At 61.5% G+C, this 26631-nt stretch carries 27 protein-coding genes and 1 pseudogene; 14 read left to right on the forward strand and 14 right to left on the reverse strand.

Features of this window, described 5'->3' with window-relative positions:
- Window position 1 precedes the first annotated feature (1 nt).
- The 10 genes from atpG (at window position 2) to PHF15_RS06085 (ending at window position 11025) form a co-directional block, all read left to right on the forward strand.
- Entirely contained in the window at window positions 2-898 is an 897-nt protein-coding gene (gene atpG / locus PHF15_RS06040) for a F0F1 ATP synthase subunit gamma (protein ID WP_300119761.1), read from the forward strand.
- A 44-nt stretch (window positions 899-942) separates the two neighbouring features.
- On the forward strand, window positions 943-2370 hold the full coding sequence (atpD, locus tag PHF15_RS06045) for a F0F1 ATP synthase subunit beta (RefSeq protein ID WP_300119763.1): 1428 nt from the start codon (window positions 943-945) through the stop codon (window positions 2368-2370).
- Window positions 2371-2421: 51 nt separating this feature from the next.
- Window positions 2422-2838, forward strand: coding sequence for a F0F1 ATP synthase subunit epsilon (locus PHF15_RS06050; protein WP_300119765.1), 417 nt, complete (start codon window positions 2422-2424; stop codon window positions 2836-2838).
- A 153-nt stretch (window positions 2839-2991) separates the two neighbouring features.
- Window positions 2992-5151 (forward strand): type I secretion system permease/ATPase, encoded by a 2160-nt coding sequence (locus tag PHF15_RS06055; RefSeq protein WP_300119767.1) that lies wholly within the window; start codon window positions 2992-2994, stop codon window positions 5149-5151.
- A complete protein-coding gene (locus PHF15_RS06060) occupies window positions 5151-6566 on the forward strand; it encodes an HlyD family type I secretion periplasmic adaptor subunit (protein ID WP_300119768.1) in 1416 nt (471 codons plus the stop codon). Before PHF15_RS06055 ends, PHF15_RS06060 begins: the two co-directional genes overlap by 1 nt.
- On the forward strand, window positions 6563-7270 hold the full coding sequence (locus tag PHF15_RS06065; protein WP_300119771.1) for a response regulator transcription factor: 708 nt from the start codon (window positions 6563-6565) through the stop codon (window positions 7268-7270). Before PHF15_RS06060 ends, PHF15_RS06065 begins: the two co-directional genes overlap by 4 nt.
- Window positions 7267-7488 (forward strand): hypothetical protein, encoded by a 222-nt coding sequence (locus tag PHF15_RS06070; RefSeq protein WP_300119773.1) that lies wholly within the window; start codon window positions 7267-7269, stop codon window positions 7486-7488. Before PHF15_RS06065 ends, PHF15_RS06070 begins: the two co-directional genes overlap by 4 nt.
- A 126-nt stretch (window positions 7489-7614) precedes the next feature.
- Window positions 7615-8790, forward strand: coding sequence for an ABC transporter substrate-binding protein (locus PHF15_RS06075; RefSeq protein WP_300119775.1), 1176 nt, complete (start codon window positions 7615-7617; stop codon window positions 8788-8790).
- Complete coding sequence (locus tag PHF15_RS06080) at window positions 8763-10385, forward strand: ABC transporter permease subunit (protein ID WP_300119777.1); 1623 nt, start codon at window positions 8763-8765, stop codon at window positions 10383-10385. The genes PHF15_RS06075 and PHF15_RS06080 overlap by 28 nt, the downstream gene beginning before the upstream one ends.
- A gap of 1 nt (window position 10386) precedes the next feature.
- Window positions 10387-11025: an ATP-binding cassette domain-containing protein gene (locus PHF15_RS06085; RefSeq protein WP_300119779.1), complete on the forward strand. Its 639-nt coding sequence runs from the start codon at window positions 10387-10389 to the stop codon at window positions 11023-11025.
- A gap of 20 nt (window positions 11026-11045) precedes the next feature.
- Here the strand turns inward: PHF15_RS06085 and PHF15_RS06090 are convergent, their stop codons facing one another.
- Window positions 11046-13199, reverse strand: coding sequence for a bifunctional TVP38/TMEM64 family protein/FAD-dependent oxidoreductase (locus PHF15_RS06090; RefSeq protein WP_300119781.1), 2154 nt, complete (start codon window positions 13197-13199; stop codon window positions 11046-11048).
- A gap of 193 nt (window positions 13200-13392) precedes the next feature.
- Here PHF15_RS06090 and PHF15_RS06095 point away from each other — a divergent pair, with 193 nt between their 5' ends.
- Window positions 13393-13854: a glycine zipper 2TM domain-containing protein gene (locus tag PHF15_RS06095; protein WP_300119783.1), complete on the forward strand. Its 462-nt coding sequence runs from the start codon at window positions 13393-13395 to the stop codon at window positions 13852-13854.
- Between the two features lie 76 nt (window positions 13855-13930).
- Here PHF15_RS06095 and PHF15_RS06100 read toward each other — a convergent pair whose 3' ends face one another.
- Genes PHF15_RS06100 through PHF15_RS06110 form a run of 3 tightly spaced genes read right to left on the reverse strand, consistent with a single transcriptional unit; the run spans window position 13931 to window position 15494 of the window.
- Window positions 13931-14608, reverse strand: a complete 678-nt coding sequence (locus PHF15_RS06100) for a DUF2202 domain-containing protein (protein WP_300119785.1) — start codon at window positions 14606-14608, stop codon at window positions 13931-13933.
- A gap of 59 nt (window positions 14609-14667) precedes the next feature.
- Window positions 14668-15039 carry a hypothetical protein gene (locus PHF15_RS06105; RefSeq protein ID WP_300119787.1) on the reverse strand — a complete coding sequence of 124 codons (372 nt, stop codon included), beginning with the start codon at window positions 15037-15039 and terminating at the stop codon, window positions 14668-14670.
- Between the two features lie 50 nt (window positions 15040-15089).
- Window positions 15090-15494, reverse strand: coding sequence for a hypothetical protein (locus tag PHF15_RS06110; RefSeq protein ID WP_300119789.1), 405 nt, complete (start codon window positions 15492-15494; stop codon window positions 15090-15092).
- A 121-nt stretch (window positions 15495-15615) separates the two neighbouring features.
- On the opposite strand from PHF15_RS06110, the gene PHF15_RS06115 reads away from it, so the two are divergent.
- Window positions 15616-16359: a response regulator gene (locus PHF15_RS06115; protein WP_300119791.1), complete on the forward strand. Its 744-nt coding sequence runs from the start codon at window positions 15616-15618 to the stop codon at window positions 16357-16359.
- Window positions 16356-17726: an ATP-binding protein gene (locus PHF15_RS06120; protein ID WP_300119793.1), complete on the forward strand. Its 1371-nt coding sequence runs from the start codon at window positions 16356-16358 to the stop codon at window positions 17724-17726. The genes PHF15_RS06115 and PHF15_RS06120 overlap by 4 nt, the downstream gene beginning before the upstream one ends.
- Here the strand turns inward: PHF15_RS06120 and PHF15_RS06125 are convergent.
- From PHF15_RS06125 to PHF15_RS06135, 3 genes are all read right to left on the reverse strand, one after another.
- Window positions 17719-18219, reverse strand: a complete 501-nt coding sequence (locus PHF15_RS06125; RefSeq protein WP_300119795.1) for a hypothetical protein — start codon at window positions 18217-18219, stop codon at window positions 17719-17721. The two genes, PHF15_RS06120 and PHF15_RS06125, sit on opposite strands and share 8 nt — an antisense overlap.
- Before the next feature lie 265 nt (window positions 18220-18484).
- Window positions 18485-18673: a hypothetical protein gene (locus PHF15_RS06130; protein ID WP_300119797.1), complete on the reverse strand. Its 189-nt coding sequence runs from the start codon at window positions 18671-18673 to the stop codon at window positions 18485-18487.
- Window positions 18674-18699: 26 nt separating this feature from the next.
- The gene (locus tag PHF15_RS06135) at window positions 18700-18885 is read right to left on the reverse strand and encodes an RSP_7527 family protein (RefSeq protein ID WP_300119799.1); all 186 of its coding nucleotides are present in this window, start codon (window positions 18883-18885) and stop codon (window positions 18700-18702) included.
- A 117-nt stretch (window positions 18886-19002) separates the two neighbouring features.
- On the opposite strand from PHF15_RS06135, the gene gcvA reads away from it, so the two are divergent.
- Window positions 19003-19956 (forward strand): transcriptional regulator GcvA, encoded by a 954-nt coding sequence (gene gcvA, locus PHF15_RS06140; protein WP_300119801.1) that lies wholly within the window; start codon window positions 19003-19005, stop codon window positions 19954-19956.
- A 4-nt stretch (window positions 19957-19960) separates the two neighbouring features.
- Here gcvA and PHF15_RS06145 read toward each other — a convergent pair whose 3' ends face one another.
- From PHF15_RS06145 to PHF15_RS06175, 7 genes and pseudogenes are all read right to left on the reverse strand, one after another.
- Window positions 19961-20995: a LytR C-terminal domain-containing protein gene (locus PHF15_RS06145; RefSeq protein WP_300119802.1), complete on the reverse strand. Its 1035-nt coding sequence runs from the start codon at window positions 20993-20995 to the stop codon at window positions 19961-19963.
- A gap of 28 nt (window positions 20996-21023) precedes the next feature.
- Window positions 21024-21971 (reverse strand): type II secretion system F family protein, encoded by a 948-nt coding sequence (locus PHF15_RS06150; RefSeq protein WP_300119804.1) that lies wholly within the window; start codon window positions 21969-21971, stop codon window positions 21024-21026.
- A gap of 9 nt (window positions 21972-21980) precedes the next feature.
- On the reverse strand, window positions 21981-22955 hold the full coding sequence (locus tag PHF15_RS06155; protein ID WP_300119806.1) for a type II secretion system F family protein: 975 nt from the start codon (window positions 22953-22955) through the stop codon (window positions 21981-21983).
- A 4-nt stretch (window positions 22956-22959) separates the two neighbouring features.
- Window positions 22960-24321, reverse strand: a complete 1362-nt coding sequence (locus PHF15_RS06160; RefSeq protein ID WP_300119807.1) for a CpaF family protein — start codon at window positions 24319-24321, stop codon at window positions 22960-22962.
- 18 nt (window positions 24322-24339) lie between these two features.
- Window positions 24340-25512 carry an AAA family ATPase gene (locus PHF15_RS06165; RefSeq protein WP_300119808.1) on the reverse strand — a complete coding sequence of 391 codons (1173 nt, stop codon included), beginning with the start codon at window positions 25510-25512 and terminating at the stop codon, window positions 24340-24342.
- A 430-nt stretch (window positions 25513-25942) separates the two neighbouring features.
- Window positions 25943-26101, reverse strand: a pseudogene (locus tag PHF15_RS16965) (TadE/TadG family type IV pilus assembly protein); the annotation flags it as partial.
- A 44-nt stretch (window positions 26102-26145) separates the two neighbouring features.
- Window positions 26146-26619 (reverse strand): TadE/TadG family type IV pilus assembly protein, encoded by a 474-nt coding sequence (locus tag PHF15_RS06175; RefSeq protein ID WP_300119962.1) that lies wholly within the window; start codon window positions 26617-26619, stop codon window positions 26146-26148.
- Window positions 26620-26631 lie beyond the last annotated feature (12 nt).

The following is a 26631-nucleotide window of genomic DNA, read 5'->3' on the forward strand; positions in this document are numbered from 1 at the left end:
TATGGCAACTGGCAAGGAAATACGCGGCAAGATCAAGAACTTCGAAAGCACGAAGAAGATCACCAAAGCCATGGAGATGATTTCCGTCTCCAAAATGCGTAAAGCCCAGGAGCGCATGCGCGCTGCCCGGCCTTATTCCGAAAAGGTGCGCAACATTGCGGCGCACATGGGTCAATCCAACCCGGAGTACGTGCACGCCTTCATGAAGCGCAACGACGCCAAGGTGGTGGGCATGATTGTGGTCACCACCGACAAGGGCTTGTGCGGCGGTCTCAACACCAATGTGCTGCGCAGCGTCACGCACCAATTGCGCGACACGCAAAGCAACGGCATGACCACGCAAGCGGTCGCCATCGGCAACAAGGGGCTGGGTTTTCTGAACCGCATTGGCGCCAAGGTGGTGGCCCACGTTACCCAACTGGGCGACCGGCCGCACCTGGACCGTCTCATCGGCCCGGTCAAGGTCCTGCTTGATGCCTACGCCAGGGGCGAAGTCAACGCGGTTTACCTGTCTTACACGCGTTTCATCAACACGATGAAGCAAGAAGTGGTGATGGAGCAGTTGCTGCCCTTGTCGGCGGTGCAGATGCAGGCCGAAGCCCGTGCCAGCGAGGCCGTCACTGGCGAAAAGCATGGATGGGATTACATCTACGAGCCCGACGCGCAGACCGTGATCGACGACCTGCTGGTGCGTTATGTCGAGGCGCTGGTGTTCCAGGCCGTGGCCGAAAACATGGCCTCCGAGCACGCCGCGCGCATGGTCGCCATGAAGGCGGCCACCGACAACGCCGGCAACGTGATTGGCGAGCTCAAGCTGGTCTATAACAAGACCCGCCAGGCTGCGATTACCAAAGAGTTGTCAGAAATCGTCTCCGGTGCGGCCGCCATCAGCGGCTAAGCCTCAGTTAGCAGCAAGATTCAAATTTATTGGAGCAGAACCAAATGGCTCAGGAAAACACAAATACGAACGCCGGCGTTCAAGGCAAGATTGTTCAGTGCATTGGCGCTGTGGTTGACGTGGAATTTCCGCGCGAGCACATGCCGCACATTTACGACGCGCTCAAGCTCGAAGGCTCCACCCTCACGCTGGAAGTCCAGCAGCAGCTCGGCGACGGCATTGTCCGTACCATTGCGCTGGGCTCCAGCGACGGCTTGCGCCGTGGCCTGATGGTGTCCAACACCGGCAGTTCCATCATGGTGCCGGTCGGTACCGCCACCCTTGGCCGTATCATGGACGTGCTCGGCGCGCCCATTGACGAGCGCGGTCCGGTCAACACCACCCAGATGGCTTCCATCCACCGCAAGGCACCCACCTACGACGAACTCAGCCCCTCGCAGGAACTGCTGGAAACCGGCATCAAGGTGATTGACCTGGTGTGTCCGTTCGCCAAGGGCGGCAAGGTCGGTCTGTTCGGCGGCGCCGGTGTGGGCAAGACCGTGAACATGATGGAACTCATCAACAACATCGCCAAGGCGCACAGCGGCTTGTCGGTGTTTGCCGGCGTGGGTGAGCGTACCCGTGAAGGCAATGACTTCTACCACGAGATGGCCGATTCCGGCGTGGTGAATCTGGAGAAGCTCGAAGAATCCAAAGTGTCCATGGTTTATGGCCAGATGAACGAGCCCCCGGGCAACCGTCTGCGCGTGGCCCTGACCGGCCTGACCATTGCCGAGTCGTTCCGTGACGAAGGCAAGGACGTGCTGTTCTTCGTGGACAATATCTATCGCTTCACGCTGGCCGGAACTGAAGTGTCCGCTTTGCTGGGTCGTATGCCTTCTGCGGTGGGTTACCAGCCCACCCTGGCCGAAGAAATGGGCCGCCTGCAAGAGCGCATTACCTCCACCAAAGTGGGTTCGATTACATCGATCCAGGCCGTTTACGTGCCAGCCGACGACTTGACCGACCCGTCGCCCGCCACCACCTTCGCCCACCTGGATTCCACCGTGGTGTTGAGCCGCGACATCGCCTCGCTCGGTATTTACCCCGCTGTGGACCCGCTGGACTCCACCAGCCGCCAGCTCGACCCCAACGTGGTTGGCTTGGACCATTATGAGACCGCTCGCGCCGTGCAGGGTACGCTGCAGCGCTACAAAGAGCTGCGCGACATCATTGCCATTTTGGGCATGGACGAGTTGGCCCCTGAGGACAAGCTCACCGTGGCGCGCGCTCGCAAGATCCAGCGTTTCCTGTCGCAACCTTTCCACGTTGCTGAAGTGTTCACCGGATCACCCGGCAAATACGTCAGCTTGGCTGAAACCATACGTGGCTTCAAGATGATTGTGGCTGGCGAGTGTGATCACCTGCCGGAGCAGGCCTTCTACATGGTCGGCACCATTGATGAAGCGTTTGAAAAAGCCAAGAAAATGTGATCACCTTGCGGGGCAGGTCTTTAGCGCTGTCCCCAACTGACTAGGAAAAAAATGAACACTATTCACGTTGATGTGGTGAGTGCCGAAGAGTCCATCTTCTCGGGTGAGGCGCGTTTTGTTGCCCTGCCAGGTGAAGCTGGCGAGTTGGGCATTTACCCGCGCCACACGCCGCTGATCACCCGCATCAAGGCGGGTTCGGTGCGCATCCAGCTGGCTGACGGTGGCGAAGAGTTTGTGTTTGTGGCCGGTGGCATCCTCGAAGTGCAGCCCGACTGCGTCACCGTGCTGTCCGACACCGCGATTCGTGGCAAAGACCTCGACGATGAAAAAGCCAACGAAGCCAAGCTGGCCGCAGAAGAAGCCGTCAAGAACGCCAAGACCGACCTTGACCTGGCCCGCGCGACGTCTGAGCTGACGGTCATGGCTGCCCAGATTGCGGCCTTGCGCAAGTACCGCCAAAAGAAATAAGCGGGATCGAACGGAAAACCCTTGCGGAATCCTGCAAAACCCGACCTTCAAACCGTCGGGTTTTTTGTTGAATGGCGTCCAAAGCAAGTACGTTCATGCAGCATGTTTTGATACACTGAGCCCTCAAACAGTCATCGAAACATAGGGCTATTCATGCCGAATCCGGTCGTATCAGGCGTGGCAGAGGTCGCGCAAACGGTTGCTGATGATTTGCTGGCGTGTCTGCAAATCATCGCCCGCACCCATGGCCAGGCAGTTACCCGCGACGCCTTGATGGCTGGCCTTCCGGCCGAGCATGACCGCCTCACACCCAGCCTGTTTGCCCGTGCTGCACTGCGGGCGCATTTGAGCAGCCAGCTGGTCAATGCGCCGCTGGCCAAGCTCAATGACGCGCTGTTGCCTGCCGTGGCGCTGCTGCGGGACGGTCGGGCTTGCGTGGTGCTGGGCTTCACTGCGCAGCGCGACCAGGTCCAGGTGATCTACCCCGAGTTGAATGAATCCACGGTTTCCGTGCCGCTGGCCTCGCTGGAGGCCGACTACACCGGCACCGTGATCTATGCCCGCCCCACCCAGCGTTATGACGCGCGCACGCCCCAGGTGCGCGCTGGCCGCCACGAGCACTGGTTCTGGGGCGTCGTTGCCGAGAGCATGCCGCTGTACCGCGATGTGCTGCTGGCGGCATTACTCGCCAATCTGTTTGCCTTGGGTATGCCGTTGTTTGTCATGAACGTTTACAACCGCGTGGTGCCGAACCACGCGGTTGAAACCTTGTGGGTGCTGGCTTTGGGTTTGGTGATCATGTTGGTCAGCGACCTGGTGTTGCGCACCATGCGCGGAAGATTTGTCGACCTGGCCAGCAGCCGGGTCGATGTCAAACTATCTGCCTTCATCATGGAGCGCGTCCTGGGCATGCGCATGGAGCAGCGCCCGGTTTCGGCAGGGTCCTTTGCTTCAAATATGCGTGCTTTTGAGTCAGTGCGTGACTTTATAGGATCGGCCACAGTGGTGGCTTTTATCGACTTGCCTTTTGCCTTGATTTTTATGGTGGTGATTGGCTGGATATCCTGGTTCATGCTCATTCCCCTTTGCATTGGGGCGGTTGTCATGGTGTTGTACGCGTTGGCCGTACAGGGAAGAATGCATGAACTGGCAGAGACTATCTACCGTGCCAGCGCGCAGCGCAACGCCACGCTCATTGAAGGCCTGGTTGGTTTTGAGACCCTCAAGGCGCTTGGGGCAGAGGCGCCGATCCAGCGCAAATGGGAAAAAAGCGCGGCCCTGCTGGCCCGCGTGGGCGCACAATTGCGCTTGCTTTCCTGCACAGCCACTAACACTTCTGCCTTTGTGCAGCAGTTCATTAACCTGTCCATCATTGTCATTGGTGTTTACCTGATCTCCGAGCGATCACTGACCTTGGGTGGCCTGATCGCCTGCACCATGCTGGCTTCGCGCGCCATGGCACCGGTCGGGCAGGTGGCAGGTTTATTGGTGCAGTACCACACCGCCGCGACCGCACTAATGTCTCTTGACGAAATGATGGCGCGTGAGGTGGAGCGCCCGGCCGACACAACTTTCATCAGTCGAGGCCGCCTCAAGGGCGCGATCGAATTCCGCGATGTCAGCTTCACCTACCCAGGTCAAAGCGCGCCATCGCTCCGCAACATCTCTTTCAGCATCAAGCCCGGCGAAAAGGTGGCCATTCTGGGGCGCATCGGCTCAGGCAAGACCACACTTGAAAAACTTGTCCTGGGCTTGTACCGGCCCACCGAAGGCGCGGTGCTGGTCGATGGCATCGACCTGCGCCAGCTCGACCCCGCTGAACTGCGGCGCCAGATTGGTTACGTGCAGCAGGACGTCATGCTGTTCTATGGCAGCTTGCGCGAAAACATCACCCTGGGTGCGCCGCTGGCTGACGACGCTGCGATCGTTAAAGCAGCTGAAATTGGCGGCATCCTGAGCCTGGTCAATCAGCATCCGAAAGGCTTCGACATGTTGGTAGGCGAACGCGGCGATTCATTGTCGGGTGGGCAGCGCCAGGGCGTGGCGATTGCCCGCGCTGTCATCAACGACCCGCCCATCATGCTGCTGGATGAACCCACCTCATCGATGGACTTTTCCAGTGAAGACGACATCAAACGCCGTCTCAGTGAGATTTCGAAAGACAAAACGGTCATTTTGATCAGCCATCGCAAGTCATTGCTTGATCTTGCCAACCGCGTCATCGTCATGGACGGTGGTCGCATCGTGGCCGACGGTCCCAAAGAACAAGTGGTCACGGCGCTGAGCCAGGGTCGTATCGGAAAGGCTGCCTGATGGCTTTGTCCAAAAAAAATGCCTTTGAAGGTGCCGGTGCCTTGGTCAAGCACGTTGTCAAGGCAAGCGAGGTCATTTTCGGCCCCTTGGTCAAACGGCTCACGCCAATTGAAGAACCAGAGCACCTCGACTGGGCCGGTGATGCCGATTGGGCACGGCTACAGCAGGAGCCGTTGCGCGCCCGCAGCCTGCTGCGCCTGGCCGCTGCGGCCCTGCTGCTGCTGCTGGTGTGGGCGGCTTTTGCCGAGATCGAGGAAGTTACCCGTGGCGAGGCCCGGGTGGTGCCCACCAGCCAGGTGCAGATCATCCAGAGCGTGGACGGCGGCGTGGTCGAGGCCTTGCTGGTGAAAGAGGGGCAAATTGTGGAGGCGGGACAACTGCTGCTGCGGGTGGACCCGACCCGATTTGTTTCCAACCTGATGGAGAGCCAGGCCAGCCAGACCGCCTTGCAGGCCAAGGCGCTGCGGCTGGAGGCGCTCACGCGCGGCACCCCGTTCAACCCGCCGCCAGAGCTGGTGCGCGATGCGCCCGATGTGGTGGCGCAGGAGCAGCGCCTGTACGAGTCACGCCGCGCCGAAATCAGCGCCCAGACCGCCATTTACCAAAGCCAGCTGGCGCAGCGTCAGCAGGAGTTGAACGAAGTGCGGGCGCGGCGCGACCAGGCTGAGCGCAGCCTTGCGCTGATGACCCGGGAAATCAATGCCACGCGCCCCATGGTGGCCACTGGCGCCGTGTCCGAGGTCGAGATGATGCGGCTCGACCAGCAACTTGCCCGCCTGCGCGGCGACCGTGAACAGGCCACAGCGCAAATTGCACGGGTGCAATCCTCCATCCAGGAAGCCAACAGCAAGATCAACGAGGTGCAGCTCACCAGTCGCAACCAGATGAGTGCCGAGCTCTCCGAGACCATGAGCCGGCTCGCCAGCCTGTCGCAGGGCGGCGTGGCGTTGCAGGACAAGGTCAAGCAGGCGGACATCAAGTCGCCGGTGCGCGGCACGGTCAAGCGCCTGCTGGTCAACACCATTGGCGCGGTGGTGCAGCCCGGCAAGGAAGTGGTGGAGGTGGTGCCGCTCGACGACACGCTGATTCTTGAGGTGCAAATTACCCCCAAGGACATCGGCTTTTTGCGACCCGGCCAGTCGGCCATGGTCAAGTTCAGCGCCTACGACTTCGCCACCTATGGCGGTCTGGAGGCCGAAGTATTCCTGATTGGCGCCGACTCGGTGCTGGATCAAAAAGGCAACGCGTTCTACCATGTCCGCGTGCGCACCCTCAAGCCCAGCCTGGGCCCCAACCTGCCTATCATCCCCGGCATGGTGGCACAGGTGGATATCAAGACCGGTAAAAAGACGGTGCTCTCCTATTTGCTTAAACCCGTGCTGCGCGCCAAATCCAATGCGATGACCGAACGATGAGTACACAACACTTCTTTCTTGCCAGTCCGGCTTCTGTCTTGCCCGTGCGCCTGCGCGAGGCGTTTGCAGACATCGCCCAGATCAATGCCGACGCCTTGCTGGCGCGTTTGCCCGCCTTGCCTGCCGCGCAGAACCTGCTCTGGATGAGCAGCGCAGACGCCCAGTGGCCGCTGCACTTGCGCCAGATTTTGCAGGCCAAACCCGATGCCCGCGTGGTGCTGCTCTCGGGTGCGCCCGACCCCATTGAGGGTCTGCGCGCCCTCAATGACGGTGCGCGCGGCTACACCCATGCCTATGGTGTGCCCGCGCTGCTGCAAGAGGTGGCGCTGGTCATTGAACACGGCGGCTTGTGGGTCGGTCCCGACCTGCTGCAGCGCCTGGTGGGCTCGACCAATGCCGCTCTTGCCGCCCGTTCGGCAACCGTCAACACGCAGGCCGCTGAAAATGCCGCACCGGTCCTCGCACCAGCCCCCAACGCCTGGACCAGCCTGTCTGCGCGCGAGGCCCAGGTAGCGCGCGAGGTGTCAGTCGGCCGCTCCAACAAGGAAGTGGCAGACAAGATGTTTATTTCTGAGCGCACCGTCAAGGCGCATCTGGGCGCCATTTTTGAAAAACTCGGGGTGCGTGACCGGCTGCAACTGGTGCTGCGCCTGTCGGCCTTCCCCGAGCCCGCGCCCAAGCCCACGGAGGATTCCAAGCCATGAGCCTGCCTGACAAGGTCAACGCACTGAGCCAGTCCGACACCAGCCTGGTGCGTGTGCTCGAAGACCTGATCGACGTGTTGATCAACCGCGGCGTGATCCAGTTTACCGATCTGCCTGAAGCCGCCCAGGCCAAGCTGCTCGAACGGCGCGAAACCCGCACCAGCCTGGCCAACCGACTGCAACTGCTGCCCACGGACCCCAATGACGACCTGATGTGAAGCCGTTAGCTGGAATATTCCAAGGGACAGGGTGGGCTCAACGGCAAAGTGTCTGTCAGGCTGTAAGAATTTCAGACCTCCGCGCGACTGCTATATTTGCAGTCAACCCCAACGGAGTCTTTTTGCATGAAGCTGTCATCCCTCGCCGCGCTCATATTCAGCCTGGCGCTACCCACCCTGGCGCAGGCCGACTGGGCCAAAACAGAAAACGAGGCCAGTGGTCAGACCGTGTATTTCAATGCCTGGGGTGGTGGTGAGGCCATCAACGCCTATATTGCCTGGGCCGCCAGGGAGGTCAAGGCGCGCTACGGGGTCGAGGTCAAACACGTCAAGGTCACCGACACCGCTGAGGTCGTCAAGCGCGTGCAGACCGAGCTGGCAGCGGGTCGCAAAACCGATGGTTCTGTGGATCTGATGTGGGTGAATGGCGAAAATTTTCGCAACCTCAAGCAAGCCAATCTGTTGTTCGGCCCCTGGGCCGAGAGACTGCCCAACTGGGGTCTGGTGGACCTGAACAAACCGGTGCGCAGCGACTTTTCTGTGCCCACCCAGGGCTTTGAGGCGCCTTGGGGAACGGCCCAGTTGACCTTTATTGCCGACCGTGCCAAAACGCCGGTGCCACCGCGTTCGGCAACCGAACTGCTGACCTTTGCCCAATCCAACGCGGGCCGGGTCAGCTACCCGAAACCACCCGATTTCCATGGCACGACCTTCGTCAAGCAGCTGCTGCTGGAGCTCACGCCCCAGCGCGCGGCGTTGCAGCAGCCGGTGAACCGCGAAGCCTTTGCCAGCGCCACGCAGCCGCTGTGGGCCTACCTGGACCAGTTGCACGCCCACCTGTGGCGCAACGGCAAGACCTTTCCGGCCAGCGCCGCCGAGATGCACCGCATGCTGGCCGACGGCGAACTCAAGCTCTCCCTTACCTTCAACCCCAACGAGGCGGCCAACCTGATTGCCAGCAAGCAGTTGCCGCCCAGCGCCTACAGTTTTGGCTGGCGTGGCGGCACTATCGGCAATGTGCATTTTGTCGCGATCCCGGTCAACGCCAAGGCCCGGGCGGGCGCGCAGGTGCTGGCCAATTTCCTCCTGTCTGCCGAGGCGCAGGCGCGCAAGGCCGATAGCAGCGTCTGGGGTGACGGCTCTGTGCTCGACCTGGCCAAAATCCCGGCACCGCTGCAAGCCGCCATGCGCGCGCGACCGTCCGGCGCACTGGTAGAAGCGGTGCCGACGCTGGCCGAGCCGCACGCCAGCTGGGTCGAGGCGCTGGAGACCGAGTGGCTGAAGCGCTACGGCTCACGTTGAATCGGGGACGGTGGCTGGCGTTTGCGCCGGTGGCCCTGATCTTCGGCCCGCTGCTGCCCGGACTGTTCTGGGCGCTGGCACCGGCCCTGGGTGCCCCAGTCTGGCTTGACTTGTGGGCGGACGCCCAATGGCCGCAAGCCTTGCGCGCCACCCTGGTGTCTTCGCTTTTGGGCAGCGCCCTGGCGTTGATCATGGCCATGCTGCTGGCCAGTTGGCATTACCCCGGCACGCTTTGGCTCACGCTGCAGCGTCGCCTGCCCCTGCTGTTGGCGCTGCCCCATGCGGCGTTTGCGGTGGGGCTGTTTTTCTTGCTGGCGCCGTCGGGCTGGCTGGCGCGGCTGGTTGCGCAGTTGGTCCATTGGACCAGCCCGCCCGACTGGGTCACGGTGCAAGACCCCTATGGTCTGAGCTTGGCGCTGGCGCTGGCCATCAAGGAAAGCTGGTTTCTGCTCTGGGTACTGGCGGCGCTGCTGGGTGAACAGCCCGTGCGCCGGCAAATGGTCTTGGCGCGCTCGCTGGGCTACAGCCGGGCGCAAGCCTGGCGCCTGATCTTGTGGCCGCAGTTGTTGCCGCGTCTGGGCTGGCCGCTGGCTGCGGTGCTGGCTTATGGCCTTTCGGTGGTCGATATGGCCATCATTCTCGGACCGAACACACCACCAACGCTGGCCGTGCTGGTCTGGCGCTGGCTCACCGACCCCGATGCGGCGATGCAGGCCCGGGGCAGCGCCGCGTCGCTGGTGCTGCTCGCTCTTTTGCTGCTGGCTGCAGTTTTGGCGCGCGGGTTTTGGCACTGGCGCGAGCGGCGCCGGCCTGATCCCGACGGCTTGCGCAAGGCACCCGCGGCGCGGCCCGGGCTGAAGCTGCATATCCCGCTGTTTTTGACCGGTTACGCGGTGCTGGCGGTGTTACTGATTTGGTCGTTTGCCGAGACCTGGTTTTTTCCGGCGCTGTGGCCCGACAGCTTGTCATGGCAGAGTTGGCTCACGGCGGACTGGGCGCCGTTTTGGACCACACTCTGGCTGGCGGCAGCGGCCAGCCTGCTGTGCCTTCCGGCCGCACTGGTCTGGCTGGAATGGGGGCCGCAGCGCCTGAATGCCGCGCTCTACCTGCCCTTGATCGTGCCCGCCATGCCGCTGGTGGCCGCGCAGTATGCCGCGCTGTTGAACCTGCGCCTGGACGGCACCGCGGCGGGTCTGGTGTGGAGCCATTTGCTGTGGGTGCTGCCCTACATGGTGCTCACGCTGGTGGGCGCCTACCGCGCCTTCGACGCGCGCCTGCTGGTGAGCGCCCGCGCGCTCGGGTGCACCCGGCTGCAAGCCTGCCTGCGCGTGAAGTGGCCGTTGTTGGCGCGTCCGATCCTGGCCACTTTTGCCGTCGGTTTTGCCGTGAGTGTGGCGCAATATCTGCCGACCCAGTTTGCCGGCGGTGGCCGTTTTGTCACCGTGACCACCGAGGCTGTGGCCTTGAGTGCTGGTGGCAACCGGCGCGTGCTGGCGGTGCAGGCGCTGCTGCAGATTGCGCTGCCGGTGGCGGCCTTCGCCATGGCCGCCTGGATGCCCTACTGGCTGGCCCGACACCGCAAGGGCTTGCGCTGACATGCTGAACGTCAAAAACCTGACCCTCGCGCGCGGCGTGAACACGCTGCTGGTCAACTTCAACCTGACGGTCAACCCCGGCGAGATCGTGACGGTGTCCGGCGTGTCCGGCTCGGGTAAATCGACCTTGTTGAACTGGATGATCGGCGACCTCAACCCGGCCTTCTATGCCACCGGCGAGCTGTGGCTGAGCGGGCGTCGCCTGGATGGCCTGCCCATTGAGCAACGCCGCATCGGCCTGCTGTTTCAGGACGACCTGTTGTTTCCGCACTTGAGCGTGGGGCAAAACCTGGCCTTTGCGCTGCCCGCCAGTTTGGTCGGCAGCGGGGAGCGCCGCAAACGGGTGGCGCAAACGCTCGCCGATATGGGACTGGAAGGTTTTTATGAGCGCGACCCGGCCACGCTGTCTGGCGGCCAGCGGGCACGGGTCAGCCTGATGCGCACGCTGCTCGCCGAGCCGCAGGCGCTGCTGCTCGATGAGCCGTTTTCCAAACTCGATGCCACGCTGCGCAGCCAGTTTCGCGCCCAGGTGTTCGATCAGATCACGCATCAGCGCATTCCCACGCTGCTGGTCACCCACGACCCCGCCGACGTGCCACAGCGCGGGCGGGTCATCGAGATTGCTGACTGGCGAAGTTGAGCTTGTGGGTTTTCTGTACATCATCCCCCCCGCTTCCACGCATGAAAGCGTGCCAGCCAGGCCAGCACTTTTTGCGGCGCATGGGCGCGCTTCCACTCGCCGGCCACGTATTTGTTGGCCTCGGCCAGTGTCGGGTAGGTGTGGATCGTTCCCAATATTTTGTTCAAGCCCAGTCCGTGCTTCATGGCCAGCACAAACTCGGCCAGCAGGTCGCCAGCGTGTTCGCCGACGATGGTCACGCCCAGAATGCGGTCCTTGCCCGGCACCGTCAGCACCTTGACAAAACCATGCGCGGTGCCGTCGGCGATGGCGCGGTCGAGGTCATCAATGCCGTATCGGGTGACCTCATAGGCGATGTTCTTCTCCTTGGCCTCTTGCTCGTTGAGCCCCACGCGCGCCACCTCGGGCTCGATAAAGGTGGCCCACGGCACGACCGAATAATCCACCTTGAAGCGCTTGAAGTCGCCAAACAGCGCGTTCACCGCCGCGTACCAGGCCATGTGGCCGGCGGTGTGGGTAAATTGGTAAGGCCCGGCCACATCACCGGCCGCATAAATGTTGGGGTACAAAGTTTCCAGATAGTCATTGACGGCCACCGTGCGCTGGGTGGGAATGCCCAGTTCTTCCAGCCCGTAACCCTGCAATCTGGCGATGCGTCCGACCGCGCACAGCAAGGCATCGAACTCGATGCGCAGCTCCTGGCCCTGATGCGCCACCACGATGAACTTGCGCTCGCCGTCCTTTTCGCAGCGCAAGGCCTTGTGGCCGGTCAGCACGTTGATGCCGTCACGCGTCAAGGCATCTTGGGCAAGGTCCGAGACCTCGATGTCTTCACGCATCATGAGACGCGGTGCCATCTCGATTTGTGTCACGCTGGAGCCCAAACGCGCAAAACTCTGCGCCAGCTCGCAGCCAATCGGCCCGCCGCCCAGCACCACCAGCCGGGCCGGTGGCGCGTCGAGCTTGGCAAACTCGTCCCATAGCGTGTCGCTGGTCACGTAACCCACCTCATCGAGGCCGGGTAAGGGTGGCACAAAGGGCCGGGCGCCCGCGGCAATCACGATGCTGCGGGTGGTCAGGCGCTGCGTGCCACCGTTGCTGAGCTCGATCTCCACCGTCCACGGATCCACGATGCGCGCATAGCCCTGCAGCACCTCCACGCCCAGCTCGGTGTAGCGCGCGACACTGTCATGCGGCGCCACGGCGGCAATCACGGCATGCACACGCGCCATCACCTGGCTGAAACTGAACTTTGGCTCAACCGCGCTCAAGCCATAGTGCTCTGCATGGCGCATCTGGTGGGCCACGCGGGATGACTTGATCAACGCCTTGCTCGGCACGCAGCCGTAGTTCAGGCAGTCGCCACCCATCTTGTGCGCTTCGACCAACGTGACCTTGGCCTTGACGGCAGCGGCAATATAGCTGGTGACCAAGCCCGCCGCGCCAGCGCCAATCACCACCAGGTTGCGGTCGAACCTGGCTGGCCGCTGCCACTTGGCATACACGCGGCGGCGCTGCACAAAGCGTATCAAGCCATTGGCCAGCATTGGAAAAATGCCCAGCAGCACGAATGACAGCAGCAAGCCCGGCGACAAGATGCCCGACAAGCTGGTGATTTGCGCCAGTTGGGTGCCGGCATTCACATACACCAGCGTGCCCGCCAGCATGCCCAGCTGGCTCACCCAGTAGTAGCTGAGCGTGCGAATGGGCGTCAGCCCCATCAGTAAATTCACCAGAAAAAACGGGAACAGCGGCACCAGGCGCAGCGTGAACAGGTACATCGTGCCGTCTTTGGCCATGCCGGCGTTGATGGCCTTCAGGCGATTGCCAAAGCGTGCCTGCACCAGGTCGCGTAACAGATAGCGCGAAGCCAGAAACGCCAGCGTGGCGCCGATGCTCGATGCAAACGACACCAACAGCGTGCCGCCAACCAGGCCGAACACGGCGCCGGCGGCCAGCGTCAGAATGGCCGCGCCGGGCAGTGAGAGCGTGGTAACGGCCACATAACCGGCAAAAAACAGCAGCGCCACCATCACCGGCGACTGCGCGCGCAAAGCCTCGAACCGCCCCATGCTGTTCTTGAGCCCTTCCAGCGTCAGCACCTGGTTGAGATCGAAGGCAAAAAACGCCAGCACCAGCGCGGCAACGAGGCCAAGAACCGCTATTTTTTTCATGAAAACCCTGCGTGAAGAGGAACTTCAGAGAGGTGAAACAACCCCACTGACGCCAGCATAGTCGTTCAAATCAAAGTTTCCTTACAGGAATTACCTGAAGGCCTTACACAAAGCCGCTTTCGGAATTGCGAATTATCAATTCCCCAGGACGTGAAATTCCTAGACTGAAGTTGCTTTTCATAAGGACTTGAGCATGTATTTACCTATCCGTCTCTACCTCAGTTCGGTTTTGAGCCTGGCCCTGCTGGGCTGCACCGCCCCTGCCACGCAGGAACAAAGCGGCATGGTGATCGGCGGCCTGTTGGGCGGCCTGCTTGGCGCACAGGTCGGGCATGGGGATGGCCGCACCGCCGCCATCATCCTGGGCACGGTCATTGGCTCCAATATTGGCGGCAACGTGGGCCGCTCGATGGACGACAGCGACCGCCTCAAGACATCAGCCGCGCTCGAAAGTGTGCGCACCGGTGTGCCCTCGCGCTGGGTCAATCCCGACACGCACAACCAGTACACGGTGGTGCCAACGCGAACCTATGACGCCGCCAGCGGCGCCCCCTGCCGTGAGTACACCATCGATGCCGTGATTGGCGGCCGGCTTGAAAAACTGGTGGGCACGGCTTGCCGCCAGGCCGACGGGAGTTGGCGCACCGTGAACTGAAGGCCGATCATCCAGGCAATCTGAATATGAATCAAACCGTGATCTACGCCGGGCTTGCTTATAACTACAGATTCAGTTAGCCGCCACAGGTCTCTGCCGGTGCGCTGGCAATGGCTTCCCATTCTTCCTGGGTGATGACTTGCGGCACGTAAGTGACGCCCTGTTCCAGCAGTTTTTTGTTGAAGGCGCGCAAGTGGTTGCCCGAGCCGCACAGCAGGCTGGTGTACACCTTCAGAATATCGTTTTCGTCGGTGATCGCCATTTTTTCATGGATGTCGCGGATGTCGGTTTCCTCGATCAGCGCACCCACCTTGAGCCCTTCGATCAGGTTCACCTGGCCCATGGTGATCAGCGTGTTGTAGAGAGTCTGCAGCGCAGGGTCTGCAAACTCTCCCGGCGCGTTGTCGGCGGCCGGGTCGTCGATGCAGTACTTGATCAGCAGCGCCAAAATGGCCTCGGTATGGGTGGTTTCACTCAGAGCAATTTGGTAGAAGACGTTGGCACCCCACAGGCTGTACAGGGCGGCATAGACGTCATGCGCCAACTTTTCTTCTTCGCGCATGAACTTCAGGGCGGCGATTTCTTCAGGCAAGAGGCTGGTGGCCGTTGCCGTCACTGCGGCAGCCGTTGACGGGGCTGCTTCGGCTGGCAATACAGCCAGAGCGTCACCACCGCCGCATGCTGTCAATACCGGTGTCAGGGCGATTGTGCCGAACGTGGCCCCCACGTAACGCAAAAATAGCTTTCTTTGCATGCCTTTTCCTGGTAGGCGGTGCCGTGGCACCGCGTGTTAAAAAATCTCAGTGAGACCGCCTACATTTTTCGCATGGGGCCAGCGCCTGCGCCAGGGCCGGTACCGGGTCCCGTGCGCTGCTGCGTGGGGGGCTGATCAGGCAGCTGGAGGCCTTTGAGACGGGCACGCTCCTGCATCTGCTCATGATGCTGCAGACGAAAAACATTACGTTCCTCTTCGGTCTTCAGGCTCCTCATCCTGGTCCAGTACGCTTCGCGCTCGGTTTGCGTCATCAACTGGCTGCCGTATATCTGGTCCTGCGTGCGCAGTTGTGTCTGATCCCTGATTTGATCCTGGGCCTGCGCCGGAAAGGTCGCAATGGCCGCCGCCATTGAAACGGATGCTGCCAACACCAGCGTCAGCACGTCCGAATTTACTTTGGGCTTTTTCATGATGAACTCCTTTGAAGTACGGGTTAAAAAAAACTGTTCTCAACAAACGGTCAACGACCGCGACCACCTGAACCTGCACCTGACCCCCGGCCTGAGCCTGCACCGTCGCCACCAGCGCGACCGCCACCGTTCCGGTTGTCACCAACCGTCGGGTTGGACGGAACCAGCGTCACGTCAGCGGCGCTGTTGTAGCGCTCTGCCAAGCCGCGGGCCTCGTAGCCGCTGCCGTAAGGCTTGCGGTTTCGGCGTTCAAGCGCCTGCCTGTGGCGCCATGCCTGCATTGCGTCGACATCCTGCGGCGCCGACAACTCAAGCGGGCGTTCGGCCGCAGCCGGGGCTGACTCGGCGGCCTGCACGGCATTTACGCAAAGCAGCAAGGCACCGAATGCCGTTAACCAGCCCCTGCTGCACGGCAACCCGGCGGGTTTCTTGAAGGTGAAAGTTCGCATGTTCATGGGGGTGTATCTTGCGGGCTGTTCGTTGCCTGCAAATGTCTGGTGCGTAACGTTGCGTTTCGTCAGGTTTCATTGTGTTTCCGGGTATCTGTTGGCTGCTGTCGTCGCTAGACTATCCACCATGAGCCATGCTGCATCTGCCCGTATATTGGTGGTCGATGACGACCCCGCGTTGCGCACGCTGCTGACCGACTATCTGGCAGCGAGCGGCTTTGTGGTGGACACCGCCGGAGACGGCGTGGAGATGCACCAGCAGTTGGCGGCAGCGACGCCCGATGCGATCGTGCTTGACCTGATGATGCCCGGAGAGGACGGACTGAGCTTGGCGCGCGGCCTGCGCAGAACCTCTGACATTCCGATCCTTATGCTGTCGGCGCGTGGCGAGGAAATTGACCGCGTTGTCGGGCTCGAGGTGGGTGCTGATGACTATCTGGCCAAACCGTTCAGCCCGCGCGAACTGCTGGCCCGCCTGCGCGCTTTGCTGCGGCGCGCACGCGCTGCGGAGCCGCCTGCCGCAAGCGTGTCCGCAGCCGGCGCTGAGGCGCCCACGCACCTGCATGGTTTTGGTCCGTTCATGCTCGACACCAACGCCTGGCGGTTACTGCGCGACGGGATTGAAGTGCCGGTTTCCAGCGGTGAAATTGCCTTGTTGCGCATTTTTGTTGAACACCCCAACCACGTGCTCTCGCGCGACAGCATTGTGGATTGGCTCAAGGGCTACGAGCGCGACGCCTTCGACCGCAGCATCGACGTGCGGGTCACACGCCTGCGCCGCAAGATCGAGCCCGACCCCGCGCACCCGGCCTATATCCGCACGGTGCGTGGCGAGGGTTATTTGTTCAACCCGCAGGGCGATTCCGCATGAAGCGGGCGTTGGCCAGACGTCATGGCCTGACGCGCCTGTACACACTCTGGCTGGCCGCGTTGTTCATTGCGATTGAACTGGTCACGGTGGTGTCGGCGCTGGTGTTTGTCTTTTTGCCGATCTCCCAGCGTGCCGCCGACGATCTGGCCGGGTTGATGGTGCTGTCGGCGCAGACTTGGGTCGAGTTGCCGCCTGAGACGCGCCCGGTGTTCGAGGATGAACTCCTGCACAGCTACCAGATGGCCCTGCGTCCGGACATGGCGAGCGCGCCAGACACCAGCTTGCGCCATGGCTGGTATCTGTATTTTCTGGAGCGCGCCTTTGAGCGGCGACTTGGCAAGGAGGTGTTTTTTCAGACGGAGCTGACGCAGGATGGCAGTGAATGGCTTTGGCTGGCGGTGCCAACCGGCGGCCGGTCAATGGGCGTCGGCTTTGCCAGAAGCCGGATGCAGGCCAACCCTTTCGGCGCGCTCACCGTGGCCTTGCTGGTGGGCACGCTACTGGTGCCTTTGCTTGCCTGGTGGCTGGCAAGCCGGATCGCCAAGCCTGTTGCCCGCCTGGAGCTGGCGGCGGCGCATCTGGCCCGGGGTGCGAGCCCGGCACTGTTGCCCGAAACCGGGCCACGCGAACTGGCTGACCTGGCGCGCCATTTCAACCACATGGCGCTTCAAGTGCGTGAACTCAGCGATGCCCGTACCACCTTGTTTGCCGGTATTTCACACGACCTGCGCACTCCCTTGACGCGCATGCGGCTGGCGCTGGAGTTGCTGTCGCTCAAGCCCGATGCCAGGCTGTTGCAGCGTCTCGAGCACGACATCGACGAGATGAACCAGCTGATTGGGCAACTCCTTGACATTGCCCGCGGCCTGAAGATCGAGGCGGCGCAAGTACTTGACTTGGGCGGCTGGCTCAGGGCGCGCGCCGAGGTGCAGCAGGCAGCGGCCGACGCCGCCCACGCCAAGCTGGTGGTGCAATGCCCGGGTGCGCTGCAAGTGCTCGCGCCACCGGGCATGCTGGCCCGCGTCATCGACAACTTGCTGGGCAACGCGCTACGTTATGCGCCAGGGCCGATCGAACTGGTGGGGCAGGCTTTGCCGTCCCCGTTGCTGGCTGAGCCTGCTGGGGTGCGCATCGGTGTGCTGGACCGTGGTCCGGGCATTCCACCAGACCAGTTGGATGCGGTTTTGCGGCCGTTTCACCGCCTGGAGGAGTCGCGCAGCCAAGCCACGGGTGGCTTTGGCTTGGGCCTGGCCATTGTGCAGCAACTTGCCCATGCGAACGGATGGGTGTTCAGGCTCGAGGGGCGCGAGGGCGGCGGCCTTGCCGCCTGGCTGGAGCTTCCCTCGGCGACAAGCCGTCTTATTTGACGTTCAGCTGATCTTTGATCTTGAGCTGAATCTTCTCCTGATCCTTCAGCTGATCCTGTGTCTTCAGCAGAATTTTTTCCTGATCCTTCAACTGATCAAGGGTTTTCAGATGAAGCTGCTCCTGATCCTTCAGCTGGTCGCGCGTTTGCGTGCGCAGTTGATCCTGAGTCTTGAGTTGGTCGCGGATCTGGGTCAGCAACTGGTCCTGGGTCTTGAGCTGGTCACGGGTACGGGTGAGCAGCTGGTCCTGGGTTTTGAGCTGGTCACGGGTACGGGTGAGCAGCCGGTCCTGGCTCTTGACCAGTGCCCGGACCTGTGCCTGCGTTTGCGCCATCTCTGTGTTCTGAGCCATGGCGCCACCGCCGACACCGCCAGCGCTGCCCGCGTTGCCCGCGCTACCCGAACCACTGCCCTGGCCTGCAGCCATGGTCACGGTGCCAAATGTGAGGCCGACTGCGATTGCCAGAGCGGCTGGAATAAGTGATTTTTTCATACTGTCCTCCATCTTCAAAATTGGAAAAATAAGAATAAAAACTTCCACCAACGCCTGCTCAGCATTTTTCCAAGCTGACTGAAACAAGCATGGCAAAAGAAGTCTAGGCATCCATAAGTAGCCACTGATTGAGAATAATCATTTGTCAAGTGGATAGCGATACAGCATCAAGGAGAAGGTGCGTTTTGAACCGAAGCCGAGGCCTGAAATGAAGAAGTCCGCCGTAGCGGACTTCTGTCGTGGTGCGATTAACCCCGGAATTTGATCAGCCTTGGTTGGCTCTGCTGAACATGGCCTCTGTGGCGAGCCACAGAAATGTCAATCCGACCACGGTGACCACGCCGCCGGCTGCGGCGTTGGCAGGATTGTGGGTCAAAAACAGCAGGTTGCCAAACCCGATCAGCAGCACCAGGATACCGACTACAAAACTGACCAGACTAAAAAATGTTTTCATGATGACTCCAAAGTGGTGGCGTGACATCAATAAATGGCGGCAGCCGTTGACCTGGCTGCCACGATGTGCTTGTGCAGCAGGCGCTGGGCATGATGCTTGAACCAAGTCATGCAGGTATTCCAGCCAGCCGAAAGAAACTCACCCAGTGCCTCGGAGCGTAGTTTTTGAGCTTGGCGAATGTGGGCTTCGATGTCTGAATATTGATATTCCATGATGTTGGATCCTTTGCTGGTTAAATGCCCCTCTTGAGGACACGGTGCTACGATATCGTCAATGTTGCATTGCAACAAACGATCAATTTTCAGCCGACAGATCAAAAAAAGTCATCCATGCCCTACCGTTTGCCGCCCCTGAACGCCTTGCGTGCCTTTGAGGCGGCGGCACGTCATCTGAGCTTCAAGAACGCGGCCCAGGAGCTGTCGGTCACGCCGACCGCCATCAGCCACCAGATCAAACTGCTGGAGGAGCACCTCGGTCTGCAGTTGTTCCACCGGCTGACGCGCGCGCTGGAGCTCACGCCACAGGGCGAAGCCATGCTGCCCAAGGTGCGCGAGGGGCTGGAGTGCTTTGTCGCCGCGGTGGCCAGTGCCCATGAACGTGTCTCCAGTGGTCGTCTGATCGTGGTGCTGCCGCCGTCTTTTGCCACCCGCTGGCTGGTGCCCCGGCTGCGCCGGTTCGCCCTGTCCGAGCCGTCGCTGAGCCTGCACGTGATTCGCTCGCTCCGCACCATCGACGGCGACCAGGCCTCGGGCGCTGCGTCGTTCGACCTTGCGGACCTGCGCCAGGAAGACTCGGTGGTGGTGATACGCTTTGGCGCCGGGGTGTACCCGGGGTTTCAGGTGGACCGCATGTTCGGCTCCGACTACATTGCCGTTTGCAGCCCCAAATTGCTGGAAGTCGATCCACCGCTGCGGGTGCTCGCCGACATGCGCCATCAGGTGTTGCTGCACGACCAGGCCACCGCCAGCGACCGCTCGGGACCGGGGTGGGACGAATGGTTCCGGCTGGCAGGGGTGACCGGGGTGGACAGCAATGCCGGCCCTCACTTCAGCGACTCCGGCCTGGCTTATGTGGCCGCGCTGGATGGCCTGGGGGTTGCGCTGGCCTCCAAACCCCTGGTGGCCACGGCCATCGCACAAGGCCGGCTGGTGGCGCCTTTCGATATTGCTGTTGGCCAAAAATTCGCCTACTACCTGGTTGTTCCGGCGGCGATTGCCGCGCGGCCAGCAGTGCAGGCCTTTCGCAAGTGGTTGCTCGAAGAAGCCAAGTCAGAGGAGAACTGACGCCTCAGCTCCAGCGCCAGCCGCCCTGTGCGCTGATGGCCAACTGCTGCTTTTCTTCCGATGCAAGCCATGCGGTAATGGACTTGCCGGCCAAGTCATGACCGAGCACCAGGCGCACCTGGACACCCCTATGCAAACGAGTGGCTGCCACGGTGTCGGTGGCTACCGGCAGGCGCGCCTGCAGCGCCTGCGCCGCCTCTGCCTGGCCCGACACATACTGGATCTCGGTTTTTGCCTGCTTATAAGGCAGTGCATTGGTCAGCCGCGCAGTCTTGATCCCTTCGGTCGCCAGCCGATCAGCCGTGCGTCGCGCAAGTCTGCTGATGCCGACGCCATTCGACACTTCCAGGCGTGTGTCGCGCAGATCGGCACTGGCGGGCGCGGCCACTTTGGCGCTGGCGCTTGCCGGCACCTGCAACTCAAACACACTGGGCGCCACCACCACCAGGCGCGGTGCGTCCTTGTCCCCAGCCTCTGGCTGCCCGGCCAGTTCAGCAGACTGGCGTTTTGCCTTCGCATTGGCCAGCAACGCAAGGTTCTGCTGCGTCTGCGCATTGGACGGGTCCAGCGCACGCGCCTGGTTCAAGGCGATTTCAGCCTCGTCAAGTCGGCCAGCGCGCAGCAGGGTGTAGCCCGTGTTGTTGCGCACATGGGCGGCTCCAGGTGCCAGCACGCTGGCGCGGACAAAGAGCCTGAGGGCTTCGTCGGTGCGATCTGTCTGGGCATAAATGACTGCCAGCCCATTGAGCGCGCCCACATGTTCAGGCGTGATCTTCAGAACTTGCTCATAGCGCTGGCTGGCCAAAGCTAGCTGGCCAGCGCCATGCGCTGCCAGGCCCATGGTGAATTGGGCTGCGCTTGACGTTATCGATGCGCTGATGACGCTCGCCTGCGCCACCTTGACCGGCACCGCGCTGGCCTGGGCACGCGTCGGTGCCATGGCTGAGCCTGCCAGCGGGGTGCCCGACATGAGCGGGGCACAGCCCAGCAGCGCGCTCAGCAGGCAGATCGAGGCCACAGCGTTGAGTTTGAATTTCATGACAGTCTCCTTGACAGATTGACATTGATCAGCTGCCAGCAATGGTGGGAAGCAACACGCGGTAAATACTGATGACTGCCGGCCCCAAGAGCACCAGCATCAGCGCCGGGAAAATAAAGAAAATCAACGGGAACAGCAGCTTGAGCGGGATCTTGGCTGCCCGCTCTTCGGCCCGCAGACGGCGGTGCGTGCGCATGGTTTCGGCCTCGATGCGCAGCGCATCGGCCACGTTGGTGCCAAAGCGGTCCGACTGCACCAGCATGGCCACGAAAGAGGCGATGTCGTCCACCCCCGTGCGCAAGGCCAGGTTGCGCAAGGCCTGTTCGCGGTTGACGCCCATGCGCAGTTCCAGCGCCACCAGGTTGAGTTCGTCGGACAGCGCCGCGCTGCGCAACCCGATCTCGCTGGCGGCGCGGTTCATGGCAGCATCCAGCCCCAGGCCTGCTTCCACGCAGACCAGCATCATGTCGAGCGCATCGGGCAGGGCGTCCTCCAGCTCGCGCTTGCGCCGTTCGATCAGGTTGGCGAGCAGTCCGTTGGGCAGGTAGTAACCGATGGCAGCGGTCAGCAGCAGCACTATCACGGTGGCGTTGACCGACATTTGCATCGAACTCACACCCTGGTACAGCACAAACAGGCCAGGCAGCCCCAGTGCCAGCACGGTCTTGGTGGCAAAGTAAATAGCCGGCCAGGCTGCCTCGCGCAGCCCGGCCTGCATGAAACGCACGCGCAGGCTGGACTCGTCCCACCCCGCCTTGGGCGTGGACAGCTTGGCCATGGGGCCAACCGCCTTGATCACCTTGGCCTGCCATTCGCTGCCCGCAATCAGGCTCTTTTCGCCACCAACCTCAGGACTGACCAATCGGTTCAGTCGCTGCCGCAGGGCGGAGTCGCGATCGAGCCAGAGCGTTGCCCCCCAAATTAGCCCCGTGACTGCCAAAAAGATCAATATCAGAATAAAAATTTGCATGTTCATGATGGCCCCTCAGACCCGGATGTCGATAATCCGCCACATGGCAAAAATGCCGACGACCATCAGCACCATCGCGCCGATTACCAGCTTGATGCCCATCGTATCGGTGAACAGCACCGCCATGTATTTTGGGTTCAGTAGCTGCACCACGCCAGCCACACAAAACGGCAGTGCCACCAGAATCCAGGCCGACAGCTTGCCTTCGGCCGCCAGCACCCGCACCTTGGCAAACAGTTTGAAGCGTTCGCGCACCAACTCGGCCAGTTTGCCCAGCAACTCGGCCAGATTGCCGCCCGTTTCGCGCTGAATGATCACGGCCATCACAAAGTAACGCATGTCCGGACTCGGAACGCGGCTGGCCAGGTTGTTGAGCGCGCTGTCCACCGAGATGCCAAAACTGATTTCGTCAGAGGTAATCTTGAACTCGCTCGCAATCGGTTCCTGCGCCTCCGCACCCACCATGGCCAGCGCTGACGGAAACGCATGACCAGCGCGCAACGCCCGGCCGATCAGGTCCATGGCGTCAGGCAACTGCGCTTCGATCTTGTGCAGCCGTTTGTTGCGCAGCAACACCAGCCGAAACAAGGGCAATAGCGCCAGCGCCAATATGACCAGCAAAATGACAAAGACCGGCCATTGCAGCAACAGGCCCGCCACCAAGCCGCCCAGCGCCAAAAAGGCACATGCCGCCAGCAAGTGTGACACCGTCCCGGTGCTGCCGGCCTGCAGCAGCAACCGGTCCAAATGGTGCACGCGCGGCAGCAGCATCAGCAGGCGCTGCACGGATGGGGTGTGGCTGAGTACCCTTTCCTTGAATAGTTTGGCCTCGCCCTCGACGTGGCCACCGGCAGAAATGGCCCGCAACCGATCAGCCACCCGGCGCACCTCCGGGCTGCGGGTGTCGTTCCAGTAAGCGTAGATGCCCTCGAACAGCAGCACCACCGCCACAAAGCCGAGGATCAATAACAGTGAAAAGCTGTAGTCCATGATGTCACTCGTAAATAAGGGTGGGGTCAAAGGTTTCGTCAGACACCTCAAGGCCGTAGGACTTCAGCCGGTCCATGAACTTCGGCCGCACGCCGGTCGCCCTGAAGTGGCCCTTGACTGAGCCGTCGGGCGCAATGCCGGTCTGGTTGAAGTGGTAGATCTCCTGCATGGTGATGATGTCGCCTTCCATGCCGTTGATTTCCTGCAGGCTGATGATCTTGCGGCGCCCGTCGTTGAGCCGGGCTATCTGGATCACGGCCATGATGGCCGAGCTGATCTGCTGGCGCATCGCCTCCTGCGGCATGGCCACACCGCCGTAGCCGGCCATGTTTTCCAGCCGTGTGAGCGCGTCGCGCGGCGAGTTGGCGTGCACCGTGGCCATGGAACCCTCGTGGCCGGTGTTCATGGCCTGCATCATGTCCAGCACTTCGGCGCCCCGCACCTCTCCCACAATGATGCGGTCCGGGCGCATGCGCAGGCTGTTGCGCACCAGCGCCCGCTGGCTCACTTCGCCCTTGCCCTCGATGTTGGGCGGGCGGGTTTCCAGCCGCACCACATGCGGCTGCTGCAGTTGCAGCTCGGCGGCGTCTTCGATCGTCACGATGCGTTCGCTGTGCGGTATCGAGGCCGACAGCACGTTCAGCAGTGTGGTCTTGCCGGTGCCGGTACCACCCGAAATCAGGATGTTCATCTTGGCGCGCACCATGGCCGACAGCAATTGGCTCAGCACCGGCGTCAACGTGCGCTTATCGAGCAGGTCACTCATGGTCAGCGGCACTACGGCAAAGCGGCGAATGGAAAGCAGCGGGCCATCGAGTGCCAGCGGCGGAATGATCGCATTCACCCGCGAGCCGTCCGGCAGCCGCGCGTCCACCATCGGGCTCGATTCATCAATGCGCCGGCCCACGCGCGACACGATCTTGTCGATGATCTTCATCAGGTGATCATCATCAGAAAAGTTGACCTCGGTCTTTTGCAGCTTGCCGCTACGCTCGACGTACACCTGGTGCGGGCCATTGACCAGAATGTCGGAAATCGAAGGGTCAGCCAGCAGCGCCTCCAGCGGCCCCAGGCCCATGATCTCGTCGAGGATGTCCTGCACCAGTTGCTTGCGCCCCGGCGCGTTCAGTGCCACACCGGTCTCGTGCAGCAGCCGCTCCACCAGCAATCCTAGTTCTTCGCGCAGACGCTCGGGCTTCATCGCGCCCATCACAGTCAGGTCGATCCGGCTCAGCAACTGGTTGTGCAAGCTGTCCTTGAGGCTGTGGTATTCGGTATGCGTGTAGGCGGCAGCGGGGTGCCCGCCGGCCGGCTCGGTCGGGGATGACTTCAGCCGGAGTTCTTCTGCTTGTGATTGAAGGTCCATGATGGTTCTCTCTTGGTATTAAAGACTGCCCGTCAGCGTCGCCAACCAGCTTTTTTTAGGTTTCAGCGTCACTGGCGACAAATCATTGGCCCATGCTTGCAAGGCTTGCGTCACGGCGTCTTTGGGAGCCAGCATGGGCAGGGGAACCCCCTCGTTGATCGACGCCATCACCGCCTCATAACTGGCCGGCACCGTGCGCGCCACCTTGGTCTGGGTGGCACGCTCCAGCTCATCGAGCCCGATGGCACCGTTTTTTTCATAGCGGTTCACCACCACATTCAATTTGCCCTGCCCATAGCCCAAACCCTCAAAGACGGTTTCGATGCGCTTGACGTTCTGAATCGCCGGCAGGGACAGTTGCAGAATCAGGTAAATGCGGGCAGCCATGTCGAGCGCCTTGATACTGGTCGGGTCCAGCGTGCGGCCCACGTCCAGAATGACAATGTCATACTGACTGAGCGCCAGTTCCAGAATTTTTTGCAGCACGGCTGGCGTGAGCGCGTCGATACGGTAAGGCAACAGCGGTGCGGCCAGCACATACAAATTCTCACGGGCGGCCAACACGCTGGACGCCAATAATGCGGCATCAAGCAAGTCACCTTGCCGGGCAATGTCCAGCACGCTGGAGCCCGGCTGGTGGTCGGTCACGTTGGCCACCAAGTCGCCAAAAAACAGGTTCAGGTCCACCAGCAGCACTTTCTTGCCGGTGGCAGCCAGGGCATAGCCCAGGTTGCTGGCCAAAAACGTGCTCCCCGAGCCCCCCTTGGCGTTCAGAAAAGCGAGCAGCTCGCCCGTGTTTGCCACCAATCGCGAACTCAGCGACGCCGATTCACGCAGGTAGTCCACGGCGCTCAGCACGCTGTTCTTGTTCAGGGGAGCAGGCAAGACATGACGCACACCCGCCTGCATGGCGCGCTTGAGCAGGTCAATGGACGGGTCGGGGCTGACCAGCAGCACCATCACGCCGGGCACCCGCAAGGTGGCCGCCTCGATCTGCTCGAAGGCACCGCTGTCAGCCACCGGCAAATCCAGTAGCACCACATTGGGCTGGTCCTTTTGCATGACTGACAACAGGCGCTTGGCGTCACCCACATGCACATTGATCTCCACCCCCGCTGGTGTGACCAGTGTGGCAAGCAGCGCCTCGCGTTCTTGGGCGCTGGAGCAGATCAGGGAGGCTTTGAGGTTCATGAGGGTGTCTTCATTCAGGAAGAGTTGGATCAAAGCCAAGGCTTTCGGCTGGCATCCGGACGGTGGATAGGGGAATGCGCAGACCAGTCAAGTCGGTGGAATTGGTCCCGCTGCTTGAAAACAGGCCAATCATGGGTTTGAACGGAATCGATTTGCTCTTGTCGTCGCAAGTGGTTCCCGTGCTCAAGCAGACTTCGACAAAGCGGATGCACTCATCAAGCCGAGTGGCATCAAGGCAGGCGGCAATGTTGTCGGCGGGGCTGACAGGCATTTTCTTGACAGGCGCCACATCGCCATTAGTTTTGACATACAGGTACTGGATGACGACATTCGCGGTGGAGATTTCAGACGAGCCAGGCATAAAGCCACCATCAGTCTCGGCAAAAGCCGCAGAGCGCTTGATGGCTGCAATGGCAGTGCTGTCGTTGAAATCTGTCACCACCGCCTGCCGCGCGGCATTGCGGGTCATTTCCTGCGCCGTGTTCCAGAGGTACAGCAGGCGGCCGAACTCCATCGCGCCGAGCAGCAACAACAAGAACGGAATGGCGACCAAGGCGAATTCAACCGCAGCAACGCCACGCTGCAGCATTTTTGATGTGACATTGGCAAGCGGTGAGTTTTTCATGGCACGCCTCAGTTCATGTAGCGCATGGTGGTGTGCGGCCCCAGCTGGATGCCGCCGAAACTGATCAAGCCGTCGGACCCGATAAATGGAAACCATTCACCCAGGTTCACGGTGAAGCCATCGATGCTGACCCTGACGTTGGCTGGCGCGGTGCCATCAGCGCAAGCGACTGAGTTGAACGCTTCATTCAGACATTGCACCAGCACATTGCCATTGGCAAGCGGCGGGCTAACGTTGGCCGCGTTGGCGCTGTCTTTGGTGATGGTGCGCGCCGCACCAAGCCCCTGGCTGCTGAGGGTTGCGGCGGGCCAGGAGGAGATCACACGCGCCCCATCCCGCGTGGCCTTGGTCAGTGCATCGGCATACCAGAAGGTGCGGCCGAATTCGACCATGCCGGCCATGATGAGCAGCATGATCACTAGCACGAAGGCGAATTCGACTGTGGCAGCACCTATCTGTGCTGGTCGCTTGATCGGCCGCATTTCATCTATGTG

The sequence above is a fragment of the Rhodoferax sp. genome, from assembly GCF_028689295.1.
GTDB lineage: Bacteria > Pseudomonadota > Gammaproteobacteria > Burkholderiales > Burkholderiaceae_C > Rhodoferax.

Coding starts and splice junctions, on each gene's coding strand:
- atpG (WP_300119761.1), top strand. CDS start 2: ATGGCAACTGGCAAGGAAATACGCGGCAAGATCAAGAACTTCGAAAGC.
- atpD (WP_300119763.1), top strand. CDS start 943: ATGGCTCAGGAAAACACAAATACGAACGCCGGCGTTCAAGGCAAGATT.
- PHF15_RS06050 (WP_300119765.1), top strand. CDS start 2,422: ATGAACACTATTCACGTTGATGTGGTGAGTGCCGAAGAGTCCATCTTC.
- PHF15_RS06055 (WP_300119767.1), top strand. CDS start 2,992: ATGCCGAATCCGGTCGTATCAGGCGTGGCAGAGGTCGCGCAAACGGTT.
- PHF15_RS06060 (WP_300119768.1), top strand. CDS start 5,151: ATGGCTTTGTCCAAAAAAAATGCCTTTGAAGGTGCCGGTGCCTTGGTC.
- PHF15_RS06065 (WP_300119771.1), top strand. CDS start 6,563: ATGAGTACACAACACTTCTTTCTTGCCAGTCCGGCTTCTGTCTTGCCC.
- PHF15_RS06070 (WP_300119773.1), top strand. CDS start 7,267: ATGAGCCTGCCTGACAAGGTCAACGCACTGAGCCAGTCCGACACCAGC.
- PHF15_RS06075 (WP_300119775.1), top strand. CDS start 7,615: ATGAAGCTGTCATCCCTCGCCGCGCTCATATTCAGCCTGGCGCTACCC.
- PHF15_RS06085 (WP_300119779.1), top strand. CDS start 10,387: ATGCTGAACGTCAAAAACCTGACCCTCGCGCGCGGCGTGAACACGCTG.
- PHF15_RS06090 (WP_300119781.1), bottom strand. CDS start 13,199: ATGAAAAAAATAGCGGTTCTTGGCCTCGTTGCCGCGCTGGTGCTGGCG.
- PHF15_RS06095 (WP_300119783.1), top strand. CDS start 13,393: ATGTATTTACCTATCCGTCTCTACCTCAGTTCGGTTTTGAGCCTGGCC.
- PHF15_RS06100 (WP_300119785.1), bottom strand. CDS start 14,608: ATGCAAAGAAAGCTATTTTTGCGTTACGTGGGGGCCACGTTCGGCACA.
- PHF15_RS06105 (WP_300119787.1), bottom strand. CDS start 15,039: ATGAAAAAGCCCAAAGTAAATTCGGACGTGCTGACGCTGGTGTTGGCA.
- PHF15_RS06110 (WP_300119789.1), bottom strand. CDS start 15,494: ATGAACATGCGAACTTTCACCTTCAAGAAACCCGCCGGGTTGCCGTGC.
- PHF15_RS06115 (WP_300119791.1), top strand. CDS start 15,616: ATGAGCCATGCTGCATCTGCCCGTATATTGGTGGTCGATGACGACCCC.
- PHF15_RS06120 (WP_300119793.1), top strand. CDS start 16,356: ATGAAGCGGGCGTTGGCCAGACGTCATGGCCTGACGCGCCTGTACACA.
- PHF15_RS06125 (WP_300119795.1), bottom strand. CDS start 18,219: ATGAAAAAATCACTTATTCCAGCCGCTCTGGCAATCGCAGTCGGCCTC.
- PHF15_RS06130 (WP_300119797.1), bottom strand. CDS start 18,673: ATGAAAACATTTTTTAGTCTGGTCAGTTTTGTAGTCGGTATCCTGGTG.
- PHF15_RS06135 (WP_300119799.1), bottom strand. CDS start 18,885: ATGGAATATCAATATTCAGACATCGAAGCCCACATTCGCCAAGCTCAA.
- gcvA (WP_300119801.1), top strand. CDS start 19,003: ATGCCCTACCGTTTGCCGCCCCTGAACGCCTTGCGTGCCTTTGAGGCG.
- PHF15_RS06145 (WP_300119802.1), bottom strand. CDS start 20,995: ATGAAATTCAAACTCAACGCTGTGGCCTCGATCTGCCTGCTGAGCGCG.
- PHF15_RS06150 (WP_300119804.1), bottom strand. CDS start 21,971: ATGAACATGCAAATTTTTATTCTGATATTGATCTTTTTGGCAGTCACG.
- PHF15_RS06155 (WP_300119806.1), bottom strand. CDS start 22,955: ATGGACTACAGCTTTTCACTGTTATTGATCCTCGGCTTTGTGGCGGTG.
- PHF15_RS06160 (WP_300119807.1), bottom strand. CDS start 24,321: ATGGACCTTCAATCACAAGCAGAAGAACTCCGGCTGAAGTCATCCCCG.
- PHF15_RS06165 (WP_300119808.1), bottom strand. CDS start 25,512: ATGAACCTCAAAGCCTCCCTGATCTGCTCCAGCGCCCAAGAACGCGAG.
- PHF15_RS06175 (WP_300119962.1), bottom strand. CDS start 26,619: ATGCGGCCGATCAAGCGACCAGCACAGATAGGTGCTGCCACAGTCGAA.